The sequence below is a fragment of the Janthinobacterium sp. KBS0711 genome (assembly GCF_000988085.1).
GTDB classification, from domain to species: domain Bacteria; phylum Pseudomonadota; class Gammaproteobacteria; order Burkholderiales; family Burkholderiaceae_D; genus Janthinobacterium; species Janthinobacterium lividum_E.
In genome coordinates this window covers 885,672-904,335 of record NZ_LBCO01000024.1, presented here as the reverse complement: position 1 = coordinate 904,335, position 18,664 = coordinate 885,672, and the positions used below count along the sequence as shown (strand labels likewise).

The window sequence follows — 18,664 nt, the reverse complement described above, 5'->3', positions numbered from 1 at the left end:
TGTTGTCGGATTACGGCCCAAGGGGCCTAATCCGACCTACGCATGGCTTGCCGCAAGGTAGGACCATAATCGCCGTCCCGCGCTGTTGCGCCGGGCGGCGATTGTGTTTGGGTGACGTGATCGTGGAATGAAAGACAAGGTGGGTGTATGGCCGCAGTACAACTAAGCTTGAAGGGCAGGGCGCTACGCTTTTTGTCGATGCGTGAACACAGCCGCATGGAATTGCGGCGCAAGCTGCAGCGCCATGCGCAAGAGGGTGATGACGTGGAAGCCTTGCTCGACAGCCTGGAGCAAGCCAACTGGCTGTCGCAGGAGCGCTTTTCCGAGTCGCTGATCCACCGCCGCTCGGCCCGCTTCGGCAATAGCCGCATCATGGCGGAGTTGCAAAGTCATGGCATTGGTGGCGAGGCGCTGCAGGAACTCAAGGCGGGCCTGGCCGAAGGCGAAGTTGCACGCGCCTGCGAAGTGTGGCGCCGCAAATTTGGTGAAGTAGCGCAGGATGCGGAGCAGCGCAACAAGCAGATGCGCTTCCTGATGCAGCGCGGTTTTTCCCAGCGCGCCGTGCAAGCGGCCTTGAAGGGGCTGGATCCCGACGAGGAATAAGGCTGGCCAGGGCACGCCGGCCGCCCCGGCCGTGCCGCCATGAACTGCGCTTTCAAACGCCGTCTGTTTCCCGTATGGCGATGCCGCGCGATCGGGTATGCTGGCGCTCGAACGCTGTGCGATGCGCAGCAACACTGACCGTGACAGGATGCAAGATGAGCAACTGGAATGCCGGCTATGTGGCCGAAATCGCCTATACCTATGGTTATTACGAAGAACTGAATCCTCTGCGCCTGCGGCTGCCCCTGCTGGCTGCCGGGCTTGCCTTGCCGGACAGCGGCACGGCTTGCGAGCTGGGCTTTGGCCAGGGCATCAGCGCCAACATCCATGCGGCGGCGTCCTCCACACGCTGGCATGGCAATGATTTCAATCCATCCCAGGCCGCCTTTGCGCAGGAGCTGGCCAGCGCGGCCGGCGCCGGCGCGCAGTTCACGGACGAATCGTTCGCGCAGTTTTGCTGTCGCGACGACTTGCCCGATTTCGACTTTATCTGCCTGCACGGGATCTGGAGCTGGGTCTCGGCGGACAATCGCGCGCTCATCGTCGACTTCCTGCGGCGCAAGCTGAAAGTGGGCGGTGTCGTCTTCATCAGTTACAACACGCAGCCAGGCTGGGCCGCCATGATGCCGATGCGCGACCTGATGGCCGAACATAGCCGTGTCATGAGCGCCCCGGGCCAAGGCGTGCTGGCCAGAGTCGCTGGCGCCATCGATTTCGTCGACAGGATGATCGCCGCGCAACCGCGCTTCCTGGAGGCCAACCCGCTCCTGGCGGACCGCATCGACAAGCTCAAGGCGATGGATGGACATTATCTTGCCCACGAGTATTTCAATGCCGACTGGCAGCCGATGGCCTTTTCCAGCGTCGCGGCCATGCTGGGCGAAGCCAAGCTCGAGTTTGCCGCGTCCGCCACCTATACCGCTCTGGTCGACATGCTGAACCTGACGGCCGAGCACCAGCAATTCCTGGCCGAGATACCCGATCCCGTCTTCCGCGAGACGACGCGCGCCTTCCTCGTCAACGAGCAGTTCCGTAAAGACTATTGGGTCAAGGGCGCGCGCAGGCTGACGCCGTTTGCCCAGGCCAGCGCCTTGCGAGCCGTGCGCGTGATGCTGGCCGTGCCGCGCGACGAAGTGGTGTTGAGCGTGCATGGCGTGCTGGGCGACGCCGATATGGATGAGCGCGTGTATGCGCCCGTGCTCGATGCCATGGCCGACCATCGCGTGTACACGATAGGCGAACTGGAGCAGCAACTGGCGGGCAGCGAAGCCAGCCTGGCCGCCTTGCTGCAGATCATGCTGGTGCTGGTCAGCAAGGGCAGCGTGCTGGCTGTCCAGGACGAGGCCGACATTGCCGTGGCGCGACCGCAGACGGCGCGCCTGAATGCGCACCTGCTGGAACAGGCACTGGCAAGAACCGATTTGACCATCCTCGCCAGTCCCCTGACGGGTAGCGGCGTGGCTGTACCGCATTTACAACAGCTGTTCCTGTGGGCGAAACTGCAAGGTTGTTCAACGCCGCAAGAATGGGTGGCCGCGACATGGCCGGTGTTGCTGCGTCTGAAGCAGCTGCTGACGAAGGACGGGCAGCCCTTGTTGACGGAAGATGAAAACCTGGCCGAACTGCTGGCGCACGCACAGTATTTCTCTGCGCGTAGCTTGCCCATCTTGCGCGTACTGGGCGTGACAGACTGAGGCGCGGCGCCGGCCAGCTTGCCGGTGCCCGCATACCCGCATCCAGGTTATTCATATTGTGAATGCTTGTCATTCATTTTGCGATTTTCATTAATAATTTGCGGCGGGCGGCCAGACCAATAAAAAATTATGTTGCGGCGCAACTAGCGCCCTGTGTGCTACACTTTTAGGGTTTTTGCGGCGCCGCAGGTGCGGTTGCTGTTCGTAGAAGCTGCGAACAGCGTGCTTTATGCACATGGCTGCTTACTAATTATGGCCGCGCAAGCGGCATCGGTCTTATGCCCCTGTCAATTCCCGTATCCCGGCGCGCCCTACGGCACTCCCGCGTTATCGACGTCCAAGCGTATGTGCGCGACGACGGCCTGTGGGATATTGACGCCCATATCACCGACATCAAAAGCTATGACGCGACCCTGGCCTCCGGCCTCCGTCCCGCCGGCGCCCCTCTGCATGACCTCCACTTGCGCATTACCGTCGATCGCGAACTGACCATTGTCGAGGCCGAAGCTGCCTCCGATGCCGTGCCTTATCCCGGTTTTTGCGATACCATCGGCCCCGCTTACCGGGCCTTGATCGGTCTGAATTTATTGAAGAATTTCCGCCGCGACTTGAAACAGCGCCTGGCGGGAATCGCCGGCTGTACCCATTTGACCGAACTGGCGCAAGTCTTGCCGACTGCGACGGTTCAGGCATTTGCCGGCGATGTCTGGTCGACCCGCGACGGTGAGAATGCTGATTTGCCGCATGAAAAGCCGTTTCAACTCGACAAATGCCACGCCCTGCGCACCGATGGCGGGGCGGTTGCACAGTATTACCCGCGCTGGGTAGCCAAAGCGTGACCCCGGCGCTTACCTGTTTTTTTTGCACCACTAACCGTATTTTTACACATCAGTATCAGAAGGGAAGCCAGCATGAAAATCCATGAGTATCAAGCCAAAGAAATCCTCCGGCAATTCGGAGTGACGGTACCACGCGGTATTCCGTGCATGTCCGTCGAAGAAGCCGTCAAGGCTGCGGAAACCCTGGGCGGCCCGGTGTGGGTTGTCAAGGCGCAGATCCACGCAGGTGGCCGCGGCAAGGGCGGCGGCGTGAAAGTGGCAAAATCGATGGAACAGGTCAAGGAATACGCTGACCAGATCATGGGCATGCAGCTGATCACGCATCAGACCAGCGCCGAAGGCCAGAAAGTCAACCGCCTGCTGGTGGAAGAAGGCGCCGACATCAAACAAGAACTGTACGTTTCGCTGGTCACCGACCGCGTTACCCAGAAAATCGTCCTGATGGCGTCGTCCGAAGGCGGCATGGACATCGAAGAAGTGGCCGAGAGCCACCCGGAGAAGATCCACCACGTGACCATCGATCCGGGCGTAGGCCTGACCGATGCCCAGGCAGACGACATCGCCGCCAAAATCGGCGTGCCTGCCGGTTCCATCGCCGACGCACGCGTCAACCTGCAAGGCCTGTACAAAGCGTACTGGGAAACCGACTGCTCGCTGGCCGAGATCAACCCGCTGATCGTTACCGGCAGCGGCAAAGTCATCGCCCTGGACGCCAAGTTCAACTTTGACCCGAACGCCCTGTTCCGTCACCCGGAAATCGTCGCCCTGCGCGATCTGGACGAAGAAGATCCAGCTGAAATCGAAGCGTCGAAATTCGACCTCGCCTACATCTCGCTCGACGGCAACATCGGTTGCCTGGTGAACGGCGCCGGCCTGGCCATGGCCACCATGGACACTATCAAGCTGTTCGGCGGCGAGCCAGCCAACTTCCTGGACGTCGGCGGCGGCGCCACGGCAGAAAAAGTCACCGAAGCGTTCAAGATCATGCTGAAAAACCCAGGCCTGAAAGCCATCCTGGTGAACATTTTCGGCGGCATCATGCGTTGCGACGTGATCGCTGAAGGCGTCATCGCCGCAGTGAAAGCCGTCTCGCTGAACGTGCCACTGGTCGTGCGCATGAAGGGCACCAACGAAGACCTGGGCAAAAAGATGCTGGCCGATTCCGGTCTGCCTATCATCGCAGCCGACACCATGGAAGATGCAGCCAAGAGCGTCGTTGCCGCTGCTGCCGGTCAAGCTTAATTAAGGAATCAACATGTCCATTCTGATCAATAAAGATACCAAAGTCGTTACCCAAGGGATCACCGGCAAGACCGGCCAGTTCCACACCCGCGGTTGCCGCGACTACGCGAACGGCAAAGCTGCCTTCGTGGCAGGCGTGAACCCGAAGAAAGCCGGCGAAGATTTCGAAGGCATTCCTATTTTCGCTAACGTTACCGAAGCGAAAAAAGAAACCGGCGCCAACGTTTCCGTGATCTACGTGCCGCCAGCAGGCGCGGCAGCGGCGATCTGGGAAGCTGTCGAAGCTGAAATGGATCTGGCCATTTGCATCACCGAAGGCATTCCTGTCCGCGACATGATGGCCCTGAAAGACCGCATGGCCAAAGCCAACAGCAAAACCTTGCTGCTGGGCCCTAACTGCCCAGGCCTGATCACGCCAGACGAAATCAAGATCGGCATCATGCCAGGTCACATCCACAAGAAGGGCCGTATCGGCGTGGTGTCCCGTTCGGGCACCCTGACCTATGAAGCAGTGGGTCAATTGACCGCACTGGGCCTGGGCCAATCGTCGGCAGTCGGCATCGGCGGCGACCCGATCAACGGTCTGAAGCACATCGACATCATGAAGATGTTCAATGATGATCCAGATACCGACGCGGTCATCATGATCGGCGAAATCGGTGGTCCGGACGAAGCCAACGCGGCTTATTGGATCAAAGACAACATGAAAAAACCGGTCGTTGGCTTCATCGCTGGCGTGACGGCTCCTCCAGGCAAGCGCATGGGCCACGCCGGCGCGCTGATCTCGGGCGGTGCCGATACGGCACAAGCCAAGCTGGAAATCATGGAAGCTTGCGGCATCACCGTGACCAAAAACCCGTCGGAAATGGCGCGTCTGCTGAAAGCCATGCTGTAATTCCAGCCTGGTCACCGCAGTACAAAAAAGGAGCTTCGGCTCCTTTTTTTTTGTCCGCAAGACAGGCCGATTCCCGCTCTAGGCGGACGGCGCTGGTCCGAACCCGCCCAAATGTGTCGTTTTTCTTGCCATGCGTACCGCCGCCGCCCGCGCGCGCCGCTGGCATGGCGCTTGCACCATGCACGGCACGAGCAATGCACAATGGGAGGATACGATGCGCGCGCAAAGCGGATTTACCTTGATAGAACTGATGATCGTGGTGGCCATCGCCGGCATCCTGGCGGCCGTGGCCATTCCCCAGTATGGCGACTATACGATGCGGGCCAAGGTCAGCAATGTGCTGGCGGCGGCCGCACCCTTGAAAACGGCCGTGGCCCTGTGTGTGCAGGAAAATGGCGGCGAGGCGGCCGCCTGCAGCACGCCCACCGAGAGTGTGCCCAGCGCCATCCCCGTGTTCAGTGCCACGCGCGAAGTGGCCAGCGCCACAGTGAGCAAGGGCGATATCGTGCTGACCCTGGCGGCCGACCTGGGCACGGGTATCGGTGGACAAACAGTGACGATGACCATGAAGCCGGGTACCAGCAGCCTGACCTGGTTCAATAGCACCACCGTGACGAATCCGGCAGCGAAGGAAGCGATTACCAAAAACAATATTCCCGTCGTGACATCGACGCTGTAAGTGGTGCTTGCCAGCTGGGTCTAGACGATTTTTTGCCGGTCCGCGATCAGCGCTTCGTAGGTGAGGTTTTGCAGCAAGGTGTAGTGGGTCGGTTCCAGATCGATGAATTGCACGCCGTACGTATAGATTTCGGCCACCCCGGCGGCGTGGCCGTTCGACGGCTTGCCCACGCTGACGTTCTGGATGCGGGCGCGCGTGTTGACGCGCATCTGGTGCTTGTTCGGCTGCACCAGCAGGGTAAAGCTCAGTGCCACGCCTTCGTCATCGGGCGTGAGCATGCTGGGCGCCTCGATCAGCGCGCCCGTGACGCTGAGATTGACGATGAACACGGGCACGGCCGCCACGTCGCGGTAGCTCAGCTGTGCCGGAATTTCCACTTTCACGCGCATGGCCGTGCGCAGGCTGGTGCCCTGGATGGCGTCGGGAAAGCTCAGGTGGACATAGTTGAGCGGGCGGCCGAAGAGGCGCAGCACGCTGCAGGAAAAGGAACAGACGGTGACGCCGGAAAACACGCGGATGGTCAGCTTGTCGCCTTCGTTGAGCACGATGGACGCGCCGTTTTCCATGGGAATCTTGACGATCAGGTACTCGTCTTTCACATAGCCGATGACGGTCGAGAAATGCTGGATGGGTTTGATGGTGCGGTGCGTGATGAACTGGATGCGTCCCCCCACTTGCAGATTCATGGCCTCGAAGTCGAAGTCCTGGAGCTTGGTTTCCGCGGCGGGCTTGTTGCTTGTCATGCGATGCTCATGTGGATATGGACGACTCGCAGTATGCATGATTTCTTGATGAAAAAGCATTTATATCAATGAAATTCATTTTTGCATCGAAAGTGCCATGGGCACATGCAGGTGCTCGGTGCAGGCTTTACAATAGGATCAATATTGACGAATGTAAATCTTATGCCGCGCAGCTACTTCTGGACCATGTTGTTCCTGATCTTGCATCAAATCGACGCTGCCTACTGGAAAGAGTGGGAAATGTTTCATGTGCCGGGCGGCGTGCAGGGTTTTCTCGTGTTTAACCTGGCGGCCATTGCCCTGGTGCTGGCCGGTTACCGGCACGTGCTGCTGGCCACTCCGCAGGCGCCCCTGTATGCGGGCATCTGCGCCGCGCTGGGCGTGGGCACTTGCCTGATCCATGCCGGCTTTGCGCTGGCAGGGCTGGAGCAATTCCACTTGCCCCTGTCCATGGCCATCATCGCGCTGTGCCTGGCCAGTGGCGTGTGGCTGCTGCGCGACTTGCGCCGCGTCCGGGGCCAACTGGCGCGCCAGGCGGCATAGTTACACTTCTGCGTGCCAGTCGCCCGACTTGCCGCCATGCTTTTCCAGCACGCGCACATTCGTCATGACCATGCCCCGGTCGACGGCCTTGCACATGTCGTAGATCGTCAACAAGCCGATCTGCACGGACGTGAGCGCTTCCATTTCCACGCCCGTCTTGCCCGTCGTGTCGACCTGGGCGCGGCAGTGCACGCTGTTGGCCGCTTCATCCACTTCAAAATCGACGGTGACGCGCGTGAGGGCCAGTGGGTGGCACAGGGGAATCAGGTCGCTCGTGCGCTTGGCGCCCATGATGGCGGCGATGCGGGCAATGCCCAGCACGTCGCCCTTCTTTGCATTGCCGGAAATGATCAATGCCAGGGTGGCCGGTTGCATGCGGATGGTGCCGGCGGCCACGGCGCTGCGGCGTGTGTCTTCCTTGCTGCCCACGTCGACCATATGGGCCTGGCCCGTGGCGTCGAAATGGGTCAGTTCTCCGGCGGGGGCTTGCTTGTCTGCTGTTGTCATGGCGTCAAAATAGGTGAGAAAAGGGGGGCGCGGCACGCCTGGACACGACGTCATGCCACTGGCATGGCGCGTGGGAATGGGGGCCGCGAACAAGGTATGATAGCACCCGTGAATTCAAAAACTTCCCTTCCGACCCTCCCTGAAAACGCCGGCGCGGCATGGTTGCACGGCGCGCGTCGCGCGTCGGTGCTGGCCGCCTTCTGCATTGCTGCGCCCTGTGCGCTGGCGCAAACCTATACGTCCGCGCCAGCGGTGCCGGCTGCCAGTGCGCCGGCCAAGCCGGCCGGCAGCTGGACGCAGCTACCCGTGCCGCCGGCGCCGAACCTGCCGAACCTGGGGGACACGTCGCGCGAAGACCTGTCGCCGGCGATGGAGCGCAAGATCGGCGAGGAAATCATGCGCGGCATCCGCGGCGACCGCGACTACCTCGACGACGCGCCCCTGCTCGAGTACCTGAATACCTTCGGCAACGCGCTCGTGGCGGCGCGCCCCAGCGTGCGCGGTGAAACGAATTACGACTATTTTTTCTTTGCCGTGCGCGATCCCCAGTTGAACGCGTTTGCCTTGCCCGGCGGCTTCATCGGCGTGCACTCGGCCCTGGTGCTGGCGGCGCAAACGGAGGCGGAACTGGCGTCCGTGCTGTCGCACGAGATCGGCCATGTGGCGCAGCGCCATATCGCGCGCATGCTGGGCCAGCAGCGCCAGGACGCCCTGATGCCGCTGGCGGCCATGCTGCTGGCGGCGCTCGCGTCGCGCGCGGGCGGCGACGTGGCCATGGGCGTGTTTGCCGCCGGTCAGGGTCTGGCCATCCAGCGCCAGCTCAATTTCGGCCGCGACGCCGAACGCGAGGCGGACCGCATCGGTTTCCAGATCATGGGCGAGGCCGGTTTCGACACCACCGGCATGGTGGCCTTCTTCGGCCGCATGCAGGCGGCCAGCCGTTCGTACAGCGACTTGATGCCCGCCTATCTGCAGACCCACCCGCTGACGACGGAACGCATCGCCGACATCCAGGCACGCATCCGCGAGCAGCCGTACAAGCAGCGGGCGGACAGTCTGAGTTTCCACCTGGCCCGCGCGCGCGCGCGCGTGCTGCAAGATGAAAGCGTGCAAGGCCTGTTGAACGCCAAGGCCGTCTTCAAGACGCAGCTGGAACAGCAAAGCCGCTTCCAGGTGACAGCCGCCCATTACGGCTTGTCCTTCGTCGCCGTCAAGCAGGGCAAGCCGGTGGAGGCGCAAAAGGAACTCGATGCGGCCAATGCGGCCCTGCACCAGCCGGCCGGGCCGAATGTGTTTACCTCGGGCGGCACGCAGGCGCCCAATTCCTTGCTGACGGCGATGGGGCTGGAAGTGCTGCTGATGCCGGCGCAAAAGAAGGAAGTGGCGCAACAGGCTCTGAAAGCGGCCGATGCTGCGCGCCAGCAATTTCCCCTCTCGCGCGGCATTGCCCACCAGTATGCGGAAGCGCTGATGGCGGCCGGCAAGCTGGAGCAATCAACTGTGTATTTGCGCGAGCAGGTGCAGCTCTACAAGGAAGAGCCGGAACTGTACGATTTACTGGCGAAAGCCTATGCGGACCAGGGCAAGATGACCTTGCAGCACATGGCGCTGGCCGAATCTTACGTGCTGCAGGGTGCCACCATGGCCGCGCTGGACCAGCTGACGATCGCCCGCAAATCGACGGACGCGACCTTTTATGACCAGGCCGTGATCGATGCGCGCGAACGTGAACTGCAGGAAAAGCGCCGCGAACAGATCAAGGACCAGAAGAGCTAGTCCTGATCGGCTTGCGGCACCTGCTGGAAGCCGAAGGTTTGCGGCACGTCATCGTAGCGCAGCGGCTGCACGGCAATCTCCTTGCCTTCATGTAATAAAGTCAGCTTGCCCCGGCGTTCTTGCAGCCAGGTCAGCAAGTCGTCGTCGCTGGCCACCTGTCCATCGAAGTGCAGCGTGTCCAGCACTTGCGAAATGTCGCGGTCGTCGACCTGCGCCACGATATCGCCGTGGCGCAAGATCAGCATGCCGTCGTCGCACCAATACACTTGCTCGATCTGTTCCAGCGGCGCGCCCGTCTGCAAGACAAAACCGTGCTGTGGATCGCTGCGGGCGATATACGGCGTCGCTTCGAGATTCACATACACGCGCTGCGGGCCGTTCTGGAAAAACCAGCAGCCGCGTTCGTCCTGGGCGTAATTGCGATTGATGAAATTCAACAGGGCCGCATGGACGATCTTGTCGCCGGGCAGTTGTTGCTGTTGCGCCTGTTGGTCGCGCATGCGCCAGTGGCCGCGCGCGTCCAGGCCCAGCCAGCCGTAGCAGTGGGGCACGTTCGGCCATTTGGCCAGGGCCTGTTTGACGAGTTCATCCATGTGTAGCGTTTTCCGTGTGAGTGCGTGCACCGCCAGCGTGCCAGCTTTGCGGTGCGGACGGCGCCATGTTGCCGTTTTCAAAAAAGGAGAGCAGCCGTTGCGGCAGCCAGCGTGTGCTTCCCGGCAGCTTGCCGGCCGCAAAGCCGACGTGGCCGCCGTGGCGCGGATACTCGAGCGTGACGTTCGGCGCGGCGCTGCGCGGCAAGAAGCGCCCGGGCAGGAAAGGATCGTTTTGCGCATTCAGTACCAGGGTCGGCACGGTAATGTCTTGCAAGACGTGCTTGGCGCTGGCGCGGTGCCAGTAATCGTCGGCGTCGCGGTAGCCGTGCAGGGGCGCCGTGACGACATTGTCGAAGGCGTGCAAATCGCGCGCGGCCAGCATGGCGTCGCGCGCAAACAGGCCGGGAAACTGTTCCAGCTTGGCCAGGCATTTCGGTTTCAAGGTGTTCAGGAACATGCGCGTGTAGAGCCGGTTGGCGCCCGAAGACAGGGCCTTGCCTCCCTGCGCCAGGTCCAGCGGGGCGGACACGGCCGCTGCCGCATCGATGAAATCGGCCTGGTGCTGCGACTGGCCCAGCCAGCACAGCAGGGCGTTGCCGCCCAGCGAAACGCCGGCCGCGTAGAATTTTCCCGTGGCGCGCGGGCGCAGGCGCTGCACGATCCAGTCCACTTCCTGCGCATCGCCCGAATGGTAAAAGCGGGGCGCCAGGTTTGCTTCGCCCGAGCAGCCGCGAAAATGCGGCACGGCGCCCGACCAGCCGCGCGCGGCCACCTCGGCCATCAGGGCGCGCGCGTAATGGCTGTTTGACGAGCCTTCCAGGCCGTGGAACAGGACCACGAAGGGCTGGCCCGGCTGGCCGTCGACCAGGTCGACGTCGACGAAATCGCCATCGGGCGCTTGCCAGCGTTCGCGGCGGAAAGCCACGGCCGGCTTGGCGAGGCATACGGCCGGATAAATCGTCTGCGCGTGGCCGCCAGGCAGCCACAGCGGTGCGGTGTAGGAAAGAGACAAAGCCATCAGTGCAGGATCTGCGTCCCCGCGGCGTCGGCCGGTGCGCCACCGGGGGCGATGGAAGCGTGGTGCAGCACGATGCGCCAGCCGCGCGGGGTTTTCACATATACGTTTGTTGCCAGCAGGTGCGCCGGACCGCCTTCTTCCTGGGTCACGCCTTCGATCACCGTGTGCACTGAACTCATCAGATTATGCGTTTCATGCAGCTGCGCCGGCACGATGTGCAGGCCGCCGCCCGCCAGGATGGTTTCCCACGAGGCGCGGATGGCGGCATGGCCGATCAGGCGCGCGCCGCCCGGGTGGATGCAGACGATCTCTTCATCGTCGGCCCATAGCGCCATCAGCGCTTCGAGATCGGCGCGGTGCAAGGCATCGTAGAACGCCGCTTCGACTTCGGCGGCGCTGCCATTGAGTTCTTTCAGACGTTTCATGACGACTCCGGGCTGATCGGTATAACTTGATGCAAATAAAAACGGCGCGCTGGGGGCGCGCCGCTGGGCAGTTTAATGATGGCCGGCGCTGGCGCCTTCCTTCAGGGTGTAGGCCGTGCCGCAGTAAGGGCACTTGGCGATACCATCCTTGTTGAATTCCAGGAACACACGCGGATGCGACGACCACAGCGGCATGGCCGGGTTAGGGCAGTGGGCTGGCAAGTCTTTACTGTCGAGTTCGACCGCTGGCTGGGTGGTTTTTGTCATCTTGTCATGCTCCGTGAGGCTGTATGGAAGGAAGTCGGCTGCTGCCAAAAGCACGATTTTAACGGATTCAGGCAGACAGCAAAAATCATGGCTAAAATGGCGGCTCGATCATCTTCGGCTGCGGCGCGGATTTTTGCGGAAATATGGCAGCTGCAGCGCCACCCTGACTGGATTTGCCTTGCCGGTATCACCGTTGCGGAGCTTTTCTCCGCGCACCATTGTTGTGCAGTTACCACACTCCCTGAGCCGGAGCGCCGCGTGAACGCCGTCCCGGCCGCCAAGGACGACGCCCTGCTGAAAGATGCCTGGCGCGCCGGCCTGAACCTGGGTGCACCCACCTTGCTGGGCATCGCCGCCTGGGGCATGGTGGTGGGCGTGGCCATGGTGAAAAGCGGCCTGACGGTCGCGCAGGCGGGGGCCATGACCCTGTTTGTCTTTGCCGGCTCGGCCCAGCTCGCGTCCTTGCCCCTGCTGGCGGCGCAGGCGCCCGTGTGGGTGATCTTCGCCACGGCCCTCGTCGTCAATTTGCGTTTTGTTATCTTTTCCGTGCTGCTGGCTCCCCATTTCGCCCATCTGCCATGGCGCCAGCGCTTTGCGCTCGGCTATGTGGCCGGCGACATCACGGTGGGCCTGTTCCTGCAACGCTACCCCCATGAAACGCCGGACCCGGCCAAGTTGCCTTTCCTGAAAGGCTTGATTTACCCCAACTGGCTGGCCTGGCAAATCGGTTCCTTCATCGGCATCGTGCTGGGCGCCGTCGTGCCGGCCGAGTGGGGGCTGGGCTTTGCCGGCACCCTGGCGATCCTGTGCGTGACGGTGCCGCTGATCCTCAGCCGCGCCGCCCTGTGCGGCGTGCTGGTGGCGGGCGCGGTGGCTGTGCTGGCCTTCAGCCTGCCGTACAAGCTGGGCTTGCTGGTGGCCGTCGTGGTGGGCATGGTCAGCGCCATGGCCGTGGAAGAATTGACAGAAAAATGGACAAAACGCCATGTTTGACGGCATCGACTGGGGCAGGGCAGACGTGTGGATCGCCATTGCCGTGCTGGTGGTGGCGACGGCCGCCACGCGCAGCACCTTCTGGCTGATCGGCCACCACGTCACCATCCCCCGCCGCGTGGGCGAGATGCTGCGCTATGCGCCGGCCTGCGCGCTGGCCGCCATCATCGCGCCCGACATGCTGATGGAGGGGCAGCAAGTGCACTTCGACTTATCCAATTTGAAACTCTTGTCGGGTATTGCCGCCACGCTCTTTTTCGTGATTCGCCGCAATATGCTGCAAACCATCGTCTTCGGCATGCTGGTTTTCACGGGCTTGCGACTGTTGCATGTTTTTCAGTAAAGCAGGACAAATCGGGGATTTGGTCTGGTCATTGCGGTAAAATAGCGCACTTCCTTCCACTCGTCATCTGGATCGCCATGTCAGCTGTTCTCAACTTCATCCGTCTGCAAGATTTGATCGCCCAAAATGCACTGCAAGGCAAGCGCGTGTTTATCCGCGCCGACCTGAACGTCCCGCAAGATGACAGTGGCAAGATCACCGAAGATACGCGCATCCGCGCCTCGGTGCCGGCCATCCGCGCCGCCCTCGACGCTGGTGCTGCCGTCATGGTGACGTCGCACCTGGGCCGTCCGACGGAAGGCGAGTTCAAGCCCGCCGACAGCCTGGCGCCCGTGGCCGCCCGCCTGTCCGAACTGCTGGGCCAGGAAGTTGCATTGAAACAAAACTGGATCGATGGCGCCGGCCTGGAAAACCTGGCCGCCGGCCAAGTGGTCTTGCTGGAAAACGTGCGCGTCAACAAGGGCGAAAAGAAAAACAGCGATGAGCTGGCGCAAAAAATGGCCAAATTGTGCGACATCTACGTCAATGACGCGTTCGGCACGGCCCACCGCGCCGAAGCGTCCACGCACGGCATCGCCAAGTTCGCCCCCGTCGCCTGCGCCGGCCCGCTGCTGGCCGCCGAACTCGATGCGCTGGGGAAAGCGCTGCACGCCCCAGCCCGCCCATTGCTGGCTATCGTTGCCGGTTCGAAAGTGTCGAGCAAGCTGACCATTTTGAAAGCCCTTTCCGACAAGGTCGATAACCTGATCGTTGGCGGCGGCATCGCCAACACCTTCATGAAAGCCGTCGGCTTGAATGTCGGCAAGTCGCTGGTGGAAGCGGAACTCGTTGAAGAGGCGAAAGCCATCATCGAGATCATGGCCAAGCGGGGCGCGCAAGTGCCGATTCCCGTCGACGTCGTGTGCGCCAAGGAGTTTTCGCCTACGGCCGTGGCTACCGTCAAGGATGTGGCCGACGTGGCTGACGACGACATGATCCTCGATATCGGCCCGAAAACGGCTGCCCTGCTGGCGCAGCAGATCGCTGCCGCCGGCACCATCGTGTGGAACGGCCCCGTGGGCGTGTTCGAATTCGACCAGTTCGGCAACGGCACCAAGACCCTGGCCCTGGCCATTGCCGATTCGAAAGCATTCTCTATTGCCGGCGGTGGTGACACCCTGGCGGCGATTGCCAAATATGACATTACCGATAAAATCAGCTATATCTCGACCGGTGGCGGCGCTTTCCTGGAATTCCTGGAAGGCAAGACGCTCCCAGCAGTTGAGATCCTGATGCAACGCGCCGCTTGAGGCGCTGCCGTTAGCAGTTCAGTACCAAGCGCAGCCTGACCGCTGCGCTTTTACCTTGCCGGGCGGCTCAGCCGCCAGGTCTTGCTCACCTTCGCTCGCGCACAAGGAATCCTATGCCACGCGGTACAAAAATCGTAGCAACAATCGGCCCCGCTTCCACTGACTTCGATATTCTGGTCAAAATGATACGTGCGGGCGTCGACGTGGTGCGCTTGAATTTTTCCCACGGCAAGGCGCAAGACCATATCGACCGTGCGGCGCTGGTGCGCCTGGCGGCGGCCGAGTGCGGGCGCGAAGTGGCCATCATGGCCGATATGCAAGGGCCGAAGATTCGTGTCGGCAAGTTTGAAAACACGCGCATCCAACTTGAAGCGGGCGAGCGCTTCATCCTCGACGCCAAGTGGGGCGAAAACGGCGAACTGGGCAACCAGGAAAGAGTCGGCCTCGACTATAAAGCCTTGCCGCGCGACTTGCACAAAGGCGACGTACTGCTGCTCAATGACGGCCTGATCGTGCTGATCGTCGAGCGCATCCACGGCAGCGAAATCCACACCACCGTCAAGATCGGCGGCGAGTTGTCGAACAACAAGGGCATCAACCGCCAAGGTGGCGGCCTGTCCGCGCCCGCGCTGACGGCCAAGGATATGGAAGATATCAAGACGGCCATGAGTTTCCAGGCCGACTATCTGGCCATTTCCTTCCCAAAATGCGCGACCGACATGGAAATGGCGCGCCAGCTGGCCAATATCGCCGGCGAGCCCTACCATCACAAGCCGATGATGATCGCCAAGATCGAGCGCGCGGAAGCGATCCCTGCGCTGCAAGAAATCCTCGATGCTTCCGACGGCATCATGGTGGCCCGTGGCGACCTGGCCGTGGAAGTGGGTAACGCGGCCGTGCCGGCCTTGCAAAAGCGCATGATCAAGATGGCGCGCGCGTCGAACAAATTAGCCATTACTGCCACGCAGATGATGGAATCGATGATCGTCAACGCCGTGCCGACCCGCGCGGAAGTGTCCGACGTGGCCAATGCAGTGCTCGACGGCACGGACGCCGTCATGACGTCGGCCGAGACGGCCTCGGGCAAGTACCCGATCGAGACGGTGGAAATGATGGCGGCCATCTGCGTGGAAGCGGAACAGTCCGAATACAACAAGCTCGACGCCGATTTCCTTAACGTCACCTTTACCCGCATCGACCAGTCGATCGCGTATGGCGCCCTGTTTACGGCCCACCATTTGCGCGTCAAAGCCATCGTGGCGCTGACGGAATCCGGTTCCACCGCCTTGTGGATGAGCCGCCACAGCATCGACACGCCGATCTATGCATTGACTCCCAGCGTGACGACTTTGCGCAAAGCCGCGCTGTACCGCAATGTTCGGGCGTATCATCTGATGCAGAACGCCCCCAGCGCGCAAGTGCTGAAGCAGGCGGAAGAGCTGCTGGTGGCGCAGGGCATCGTCCGCAAGGGCGACATGATCGTCGTCACCTGGGGTGAGCCGATGGGCCAGGTGGGCGGCACGAATGCCTTGAAGATTGTGAAGGTCGGCGAATTCGACTAAGGTCCAAGAATTCAGGCGCCGCCGCGGTCATTGACCGCGAAGCGCCGCAACGGTTTCTATTGTTATCTGGAGTATTACCATGTCTCTCGTATCCATGCGTCAACTGCTGGACCATGCCGCCGAAAACGGTTATGGCATTCCTGCTTTCAACGTCAACAACCTGGAGCAAGTGCAAGCCATCATGGCTGCCGCCGATGCGCTGAACTCGCCGGTGATCATGCAAGCGTCCGCTGGCGCGCGCAAGTACGCCGGTGAAGCGTTCCTGCGCCACCTGATCGACGCCGCCGTCGAAGCGTATCCGCACATCCCTGTCGTCATGCACCAGGATCACGGCCAGTCGCCGGCCGTCTGCATGGCCGCCATCCGCTCGGGGTTCACTTCCGTGATGATGGACGGTTCGCTGGAAGCGGACGGCAAGTCGGTCGCCTCCTACGAATACAACGTGGAAGTGTCGCGTGAAGTGGTGAAATTCTCGCACGCCATCGGCGTGACGGTGGAAGCGGAACTGGGCGTGCTCGGTTCGCTGGAAACCATGAAGGGCGACAAGGAAGACGGCCACGGCGCCGACGGCACCATGACCCGCGAGCAACTGCTGACGGACGTGGCGCAAGCGGCCGACTTCGTGCAGCGCACCCAGTGCGATGCCCTGGCGATCGCCATCGGCACCTCGCACGGCGCCTACAAATTCACGCGCAAGCCGACGGGCGATATCCTGGCCATCGACCGCATCAAGGAAATCCATGCGCGCATCCCGAACACCCACCTGGTGATGCACGGTTCCTCGTCGGTGCCGCAGGAATTGCTGGCCATCATCCGCGAATTCGGCGGCGACATGAAGGAAACCTACGGCGTGCCAGTCGAGGAAATCCAGGAAGGCATCCGTCACGGCGTGCGCAAGATCAACATCGACACCGACATCCGCCTGGCGATGACGGCCGCGATCCGCAAATACCTGTTTGAAAACCCGTCGAAATTCGACCCGCGCGACTACCTGAAGCCAGCCCGCCTTGCTGCAGAGCAAATCGTGCGCGCCCGCATGCAGGCATTCGGCTGCGAAGGCCAGGCGTCGAAAATCAAGGCCATGCCACTGGAAAAAATGGCCGAGCGCTACAAGGCCGGCGAGCTGTCGCAAATTGTGAAGTAAAATTCTGTCTGGAACGGGCCGGAGGCAATCCTCCGTGCCCGATTTTCTCGACCGGCAGGCACCCCTTGCCTGCCGGTTTCGTTTCATCCAACTATTCCCCCGCTATGAACAGCCTCTATCAGACTTCCATCCACTCCCTGCCATTGCTGGGCCACGGCAAGGTCCGCGACAATTACGCCGTTGGCGACGACAAGATCCTGATCGTCACCACGGACCGCCTGTCGGCCTTCGATGTCGTCATGAACGAGCCTATCCCCGGCAAGGGCAAGGTCCTCAACCAGATGAGCGACTTCTGGTTCGAGAAACTGGGCCATATCGTGCCGAACCACCTGACCGGCGTGGCGCCGGAATCCGTGGTGGCAGCTGATGAAGTGGAGCAGGTACAAGGCCGCGCCGTCGTGGCCAAGCGCTTGAAACCGATCATGGTCGAGGCAGTCGTGCGCGGCTACATCATCGGTTCGGGCTGGAAAGATTACCAAGATACGGGCAGCATCTGCGGCATCGCGCTGCCGGCCGGCCTGCAACAGGCGGAAAAACTGCCGGAACCGATCTTCACCCCGGCGGCCAAGGCCGAACTGGGCGAACACGACGAAAACATCAGTTTTGCCGAAATGGAAGAGCGCATCGGCGCGGAACTGGCCGCCAAGATGCGCGACGTGGCCATTCAACTCTACAAGACAGCCGCCGAATATGCGGCCACGCGCGGCATCATCATCGCCGACACCAAATTCGAATTCGGCCTGGACGACAATGGCGTCATGCACCTGATGGATGAAGTGCTGACGGCCGATTCGTCGCGCTTCTGGCCCGCCGATTCCTACCAGCCTGGCATTTCGCCACCGTCGTTCGACAAGCAATTCGTGCGCGACTACCTGGAAACACTGACCTGGGGCAAGACCGCACCGGCGCCAGCGTTGCCGGCCGACGTCATTGAAAAAACCCAGGCCAAGTACTTCGAAGCCATCGAACGCCTGACGGGCGAGAAGCTGAAGGCCTGAGATGACTGAGCAAAACAAGCCGCTGGTCGGCGTCATCATGGGGTCGTCCTCGGACTGGGACGTGATGCAGAACGCGGTCGCCATGCTGAAACAGTTTGGCGTGCCGTACGAAGCGCAAGTCATTTCCGCGCACCGCATGCCCGACGAGATGTATGCGTACGCGAAAAGCGCGCGCGCGCGCGGCTTGCGCGCCATCATCGCCGGCGCCGGCGGCGCGGCCCACCTGCCTGGCATGGTGGCGGCGATGACCATCGTGCCCGTGCTGGGCGTGCCCGTGCCATCGAAATACTTGCGCGGCGAAGATTCCATGCTGTCCATCCTGCAAATGCCCAAGGGCGTGCCGGTAGCCACTTTCGCTATCGGCGAAGCGGGCGCGGCGAATGCTGCGCTGACAGCGGTGGCGATGCTGGCCGCCAACGACGACGCCCTGGCCGAGCGCCTGGAAGCGTTCCGCGCCACGCAAACGGCCGCCGCCAAGGCCATGGTCTTGCCTGAATAATGTGTTTGAAAA

The 18,664-nt window shown here is 61.7% G+C and carries 21 protein-coding genes; 15 read left to right on the top strand and 6 right to left on the bottom strand.

Going from position 1 to position 18,664, the window contains the following annotated elements:
- Positions 1-147 precede the first annotated feature (147 nt).
- From recX to VM94_RS16660, 6 genes are all read left to right on the top strand, one after another.
- Positions 148-603 (top strand): recombination regulator RecX, encoded by a 456-nt coding sequence (recX, locus tag VM94_RS16685; protein WP_034746072.1) that lies wholly within the window; start codon positions 148-150, stop codon positions 601-603.
- Positions 604-758: 155 nt separating this feature from the next.
- Positions 759-2,297, top strand: a complete 1,539-nt coding sequence (locus tag VM94_RS16680) for a class I SAM-dependent methyltransferase (RefSeq protein ID WP_046684396.1) — start codon at positions 759-761, stop codon at positions 2,295-2,297.
- Between the two features lie 278 nt (positions 2,298-2,575).
- Entirely contained in the window at positions 2,576-3,136 is a 561-nt protein-coding gene (locus tag VM94_RS16675; RefSeq protein WP_046684395.1) for a DUF2889 domain-containing protein, read from the top strand.
- Between the two features lie 72 nt (positions 3,137-3,208).
- Entirely contained in the window at positions 3,209-4,378 is a 1,170-nt protein-coding gene (gene sucC / locus VM94_RS16670; RefSeq protein WP_046684394.1) for an ADP-forming succinate--CoA ligase subunit beta, read from the top strand.
- A 13-nt stretch (positions 4,379-4,391) separates the two neighbouring features.
- Complete coding sequence (sucD, locus tag VM94_RS16665) at positions 4,392-5,273, top strand: succinate--CoA ligase subunit alpha (protein ID WP_034746085.1); 882 nt, start codon at positions 4,392-4,394, stop codon at positions 5,271-5,273.
- Positions 5,274-5,403: 130 nt separating this feature from the next.
- Positions 5,404-5,952: a pilin gene (locus VM94_RS16660; protein ID WP_409929621.1), complete on the top strand. Its 549-nt coding sequence runs from the start codon at positions 5,404-5,406 to the stop codon at positions 5,950-5,952.
- A 20-nt stretch (positions 5,953-5,972) separates the two neighbouring features.
- Here the strand turns inward: VM94_RS16660 and VM94_RS16655 are convergent, their stop codons facing one another.
- Entirely contained in the window at positions 5,973-6,695 is a 723-nt protein-coding gene (locus tag VM94_RS16655; protein ID WP_046684393.1) for a flagellar brake protein, read from the bottom strand.
- 162 nt (positions 6,696-6,857) lie between these two features.
- Here VM94_RS16655 and VM94_RS16650 point away from each other — a divergent pair, with 162 nt between their 5' ends.
- Complete coding sequence (locus tag VM94_RS16650; protein WP_046684392.1) at positions 6,858-7,238, top strand: DUF6713 family protein; 381 nt, start codon at positions 6,858-6,860, stop codon at positions 7,236-7,238.
- Here VM94_RS16650 and moaC read toward each other — a convergent pair whose 3' ends face one another.
- Complete coding sequence (gene moaC / locus VM94_RS16645; RefSeq protein WP_034746095.1) at positions 7,239-7,745, bottom strand: cyclic pyranopterin monophosphate synthase MoaC; 507 nt, start codon at positions 7,743-7,745, stop codon at positions 7,239-7,241.
- A 186-nt stretch (positions 7,746-7,931) separates the two neighbouring features.
- Between moaC and VM94_RS16640 the strand changes: the two genes are divergently transcribed.
- On the top strand, positions 7,932-9,521 hold the full coding sequence (locus tag VM94_RS16640; RefSeq protein ID WP_046684656.1) for a beta-barrel assembly-enhancing protease: 1,590 nt from the start codon (positions 7,932-7,934) through the stop codon (positions 9,519-9,521).
- Here the strand turns inward: VM94_RS16640 and VM94_RS16635 are convergent.
- The 4 genes from VM94_RS16635 to VM94_RS16620 all read right to left on the bottom strand — a co-directional run bounded on the left by VM94_RS16635 (position 9,518) and on the right by VM94_RS16620 (position 11,824).
- On the bottom strand, positions 9,518-10,114 hold the full coding sequence (locus tag VM94_RS16635; protein WP_046684391.1) for a DUF2946 family protein: 597 nt from the start codon (positions 10,112-10,114) through the stop codon (positions 9,518-9,520). The two genes, VM94_RS16640 and VM94_RS16635, sit on opposite strands and share 4 nt — an antisense overlap.
- Positions 10,107-11,132 carry a YheT family hydrolase gene (locus VM94_RS16630; protein WP_046684390.1) on the bottom strand — a complete coding sequence of 342 codons (1,026 nt, stop codon included), beginning with the start codon at positions 11,130-11,132 and terminating at the stop codon, positions 10,107-10,109. The genes VM94_RS16635 and VM94_RS16630 overlap by 8 nt, the downstream gene beginning before the upstream one ends.
- Entirely contained in the window at positions 11,132-11,557 is a 426-nt protein-coding gene (locus tag VM94_RS16625) for a YybH family protein (protein ID WP_034746103.1), read from the bottom strand. Before VM94_RS16625 ends, VM94_RS16630 begins: the two co-directional genes overlap by 1 nt.
- Positions 11,558-11,629: 72 nt before the next feature.
- A complete protein-coding gene (locus VM94_RS16620) occupies positions 11,630-11,824 on the bottom strand; it encodes a zinc-finger domain-containing protein (protein WP_034780619.1) in 195 nt (64 codons plus the stop codon).
- Between the two features lie 258 nt (positions 11,825-12,082).
- On the opposite strand from VM94_RS16620, the gene VM94_RS16615 reads away from it, so the two are divergent.
- The 7 genes from VM94_RS16615 (at position 12,083) to purE (ending at position 18,652) form a co-directional block, all read left to right on the top strand.
- Complete coding sequence (locus tag VM94_RS16615) at positions 12,083-12,817, top strand: AzlC family ABC transporter permease (protein ID WP_046684389.1); 735 nt, start codon at positions 12,083-12,085, stop codon at positions 12,815-12,817.
- Positions 12,810-13,160, top strand: a complete 351-nt coding sequence (locus VM94_RS16610; RefSeq protein ID WP_046684388.1) for an AzlD domain-containing protein — start codon at positions 12,810-12,812, stop codon at positions 13,158-13,160. The genes VM94_RS16615 and VM94_RS16610 overlap by 8 nt, the downstream gene beginning before the upstream one ends.
- A gap of 77 nt (positions 13,161-13,237) precedes the next feature.
- On the top strand, positions 13,238-14,449 hold the full coding sequence (locus VM94_RS16605) for a phosphoglycerate kinase (RefSeq protein WP_046684387.1): 1,212 nt from the start codon (positions 13,238-13,240) through the stop codon (positions 14,447-14,449).
- 113 nt (positions 14,450-14,562) lie between these two features.
- Positions 14,563-16,011: a pyruvate kinase gene (gene pyk / locus VM94_RS16600; RefSeq protein ID WP_046684386.1), complete on the top strand. Its 1,449-nt coding sequence runs from the start codon at positions 14,563-14,565 to the stop codon at positions 16,009-16,011.
- Between the two features lie 79 nt (positions 16,012-16,090).
- Positions 16,091-17,155: a class II fructose-bisphosphate aldolase gene (gene fba, locus VM94_RS16595; RefSeq protein WP_034746119.1), complete on the top strand. Its 1,065-nt coding sequence runs from the start codon at positions 16,091-16,093 to the stop codon at positions 17,153-17,155.
- A gap of 104 nt (positions 17,156-17,259) precedes the next feature.
- Positions 17,260-18,153: a phosphoribosylaminoimidazolesuccinocarboxamide synthase gene (locus VM94_RS16590; protein ID WP_046684385.1), complete on the top strand. Its 894-nt coding sequence runs from the start codon at positions 17,260-17,262 to the stop codon at positions 18,151-18,153.
- 1 nt (position 18,154) lies between these two features.
- On the top strand, positions 18,155-18,652 hold the full coding sequence (gene purE, locus VM94_RS16585; protein ID WP_046684384.1) for a 5-(carboxyamino)imidazole ribonucleotide mutase: 498 nt from the start codon (positions 18,155-18,157) through the stop codon (positions 18,650-18,652).
- Positions 18,653-18,664 lie beyond the last annotated feature (12 nt).

Coding starts and splice junctions, on each gene's coding strand:
- VM94_RS16635 (WP_046684391.1), bottom strand. CDS start 10,114: ATGGATGAACTCGTCAAACAGGCCCTGGCCAAATGGCCGAACGTGCCC.
- VM94_RS16675 (WP_046684395.1), top strand. CDS start 2,576: ATGCCCCTGTCAATTCCCGTATCCCGGCGCGCCCTACGGCACTCCCGC.
- fba (WP_034746119.1), top strand. CDS start 16,091: ATGTCTCTCGTATCCATGCGTCAACTGCTGGACCATGCCGCCGAAAAC.
- VM94_RS16625 (WP_034746103.1), bottom strand. CDS start 11,557: ATGAAACGTCTGAAAGAACTCAATGGCAGCGCCGCCGAAGTCGAAGCG.
- VM94_RS16605 (WP_046684387.1), top strand. CDS start 13,238: ATGTCAGCTGTTCTCAACTTCATCCGTCTGCAAGATTTGATCGCCCAA.
- VM94_RS16630 (WP_046684390.1), bottom strand. CDS start 11,132: ATGGCTTTGTCTCTTTCCTACACCGCACCGCTGTGGCTGCCTGGCGGC.
- moaC (WP_034746095.1), bottom strand. CDS start 7,745: ATGACAACAGCAGACAAGCAAGCCCCCGCCGGAGAACTGACCCATTTC.
- VM94_RS16660 (WP_409929621.1), top strand. CDS start 5,404: ATGCGTACCGCCGCCGCCCGCGCGCGCCGCTGGCATGGCGCTTGCACC.
- VM94_RS16620 (WP_034780619.1), bottom strand. CDS start 11,824: ATGACAAAAACCACCCAGCCAGCGGTCGAACTCGACAGTAAAGACTTG.
- recX (WP_034746072.1), top strand. CDS start 148: ATGGCCGCAGTACAACTAAGCTTGAAGGGCAGGGCGCTACGCTTTTTG.
- sucD (WP_034746085.1), top strand. CDS start 4,392: ATGTCCATTCTGATCAATAAAGATACCAAAGTCGTTACCCAAGGGATC.
- VM94_RS16655 (WP_046684393.1), bottom strand. CDS start 6,695: ATGACAAGCAACAAGCCCGCCGCGGAAACCAAGCTCCAGGACTTCGAC.
- purE (WP_046684384.1), top strand. CDS start 18,155: ATGACTGAGCAAAACAAGCCGCTGGTCGGCGTCATCATGGGGTCGTCC.
- VM94_RS16590 (WP_046684385.1), top strand. CDS start 17,260: ATGAACAGCCTCTATCAGACTTCCATCCACTCCCTGCCATTGCTGGGC.
- pyk (WP_046684386.1), top strand. CDS start 14,563: ATGCCACGCGGTACAAAAATCGTAGCAACAATCGGCCCCGCTTCCACT.
- VM94_RS16650 (WP_046684392.1), top strand. CDS start 6,858: ATGCCGCGCAGCTACTTCTGGACCATGTTGTTCCTGATCTTGCATCAA.
- sucC (WP_046684394.1), top strand. CDS start 3,209: ATGAAAATCCATGAGTATCAAGCCAAAGAAATCCTCCGGCAATTCGGA.
- VM94_RS16610 (WP_046684388.1), top strand. CDS start 12,810: ATGTTTGACGGCATCGACTGGGGCAGGGCAGACGTGTGGATCGCCATT.
- VM94_RS16680 (WP_046684396.1), top strand. CDS start 759: ATGAGCAACTGGAATGCCGGCTATGTGGCCGAAATCGCCTATACCTAT.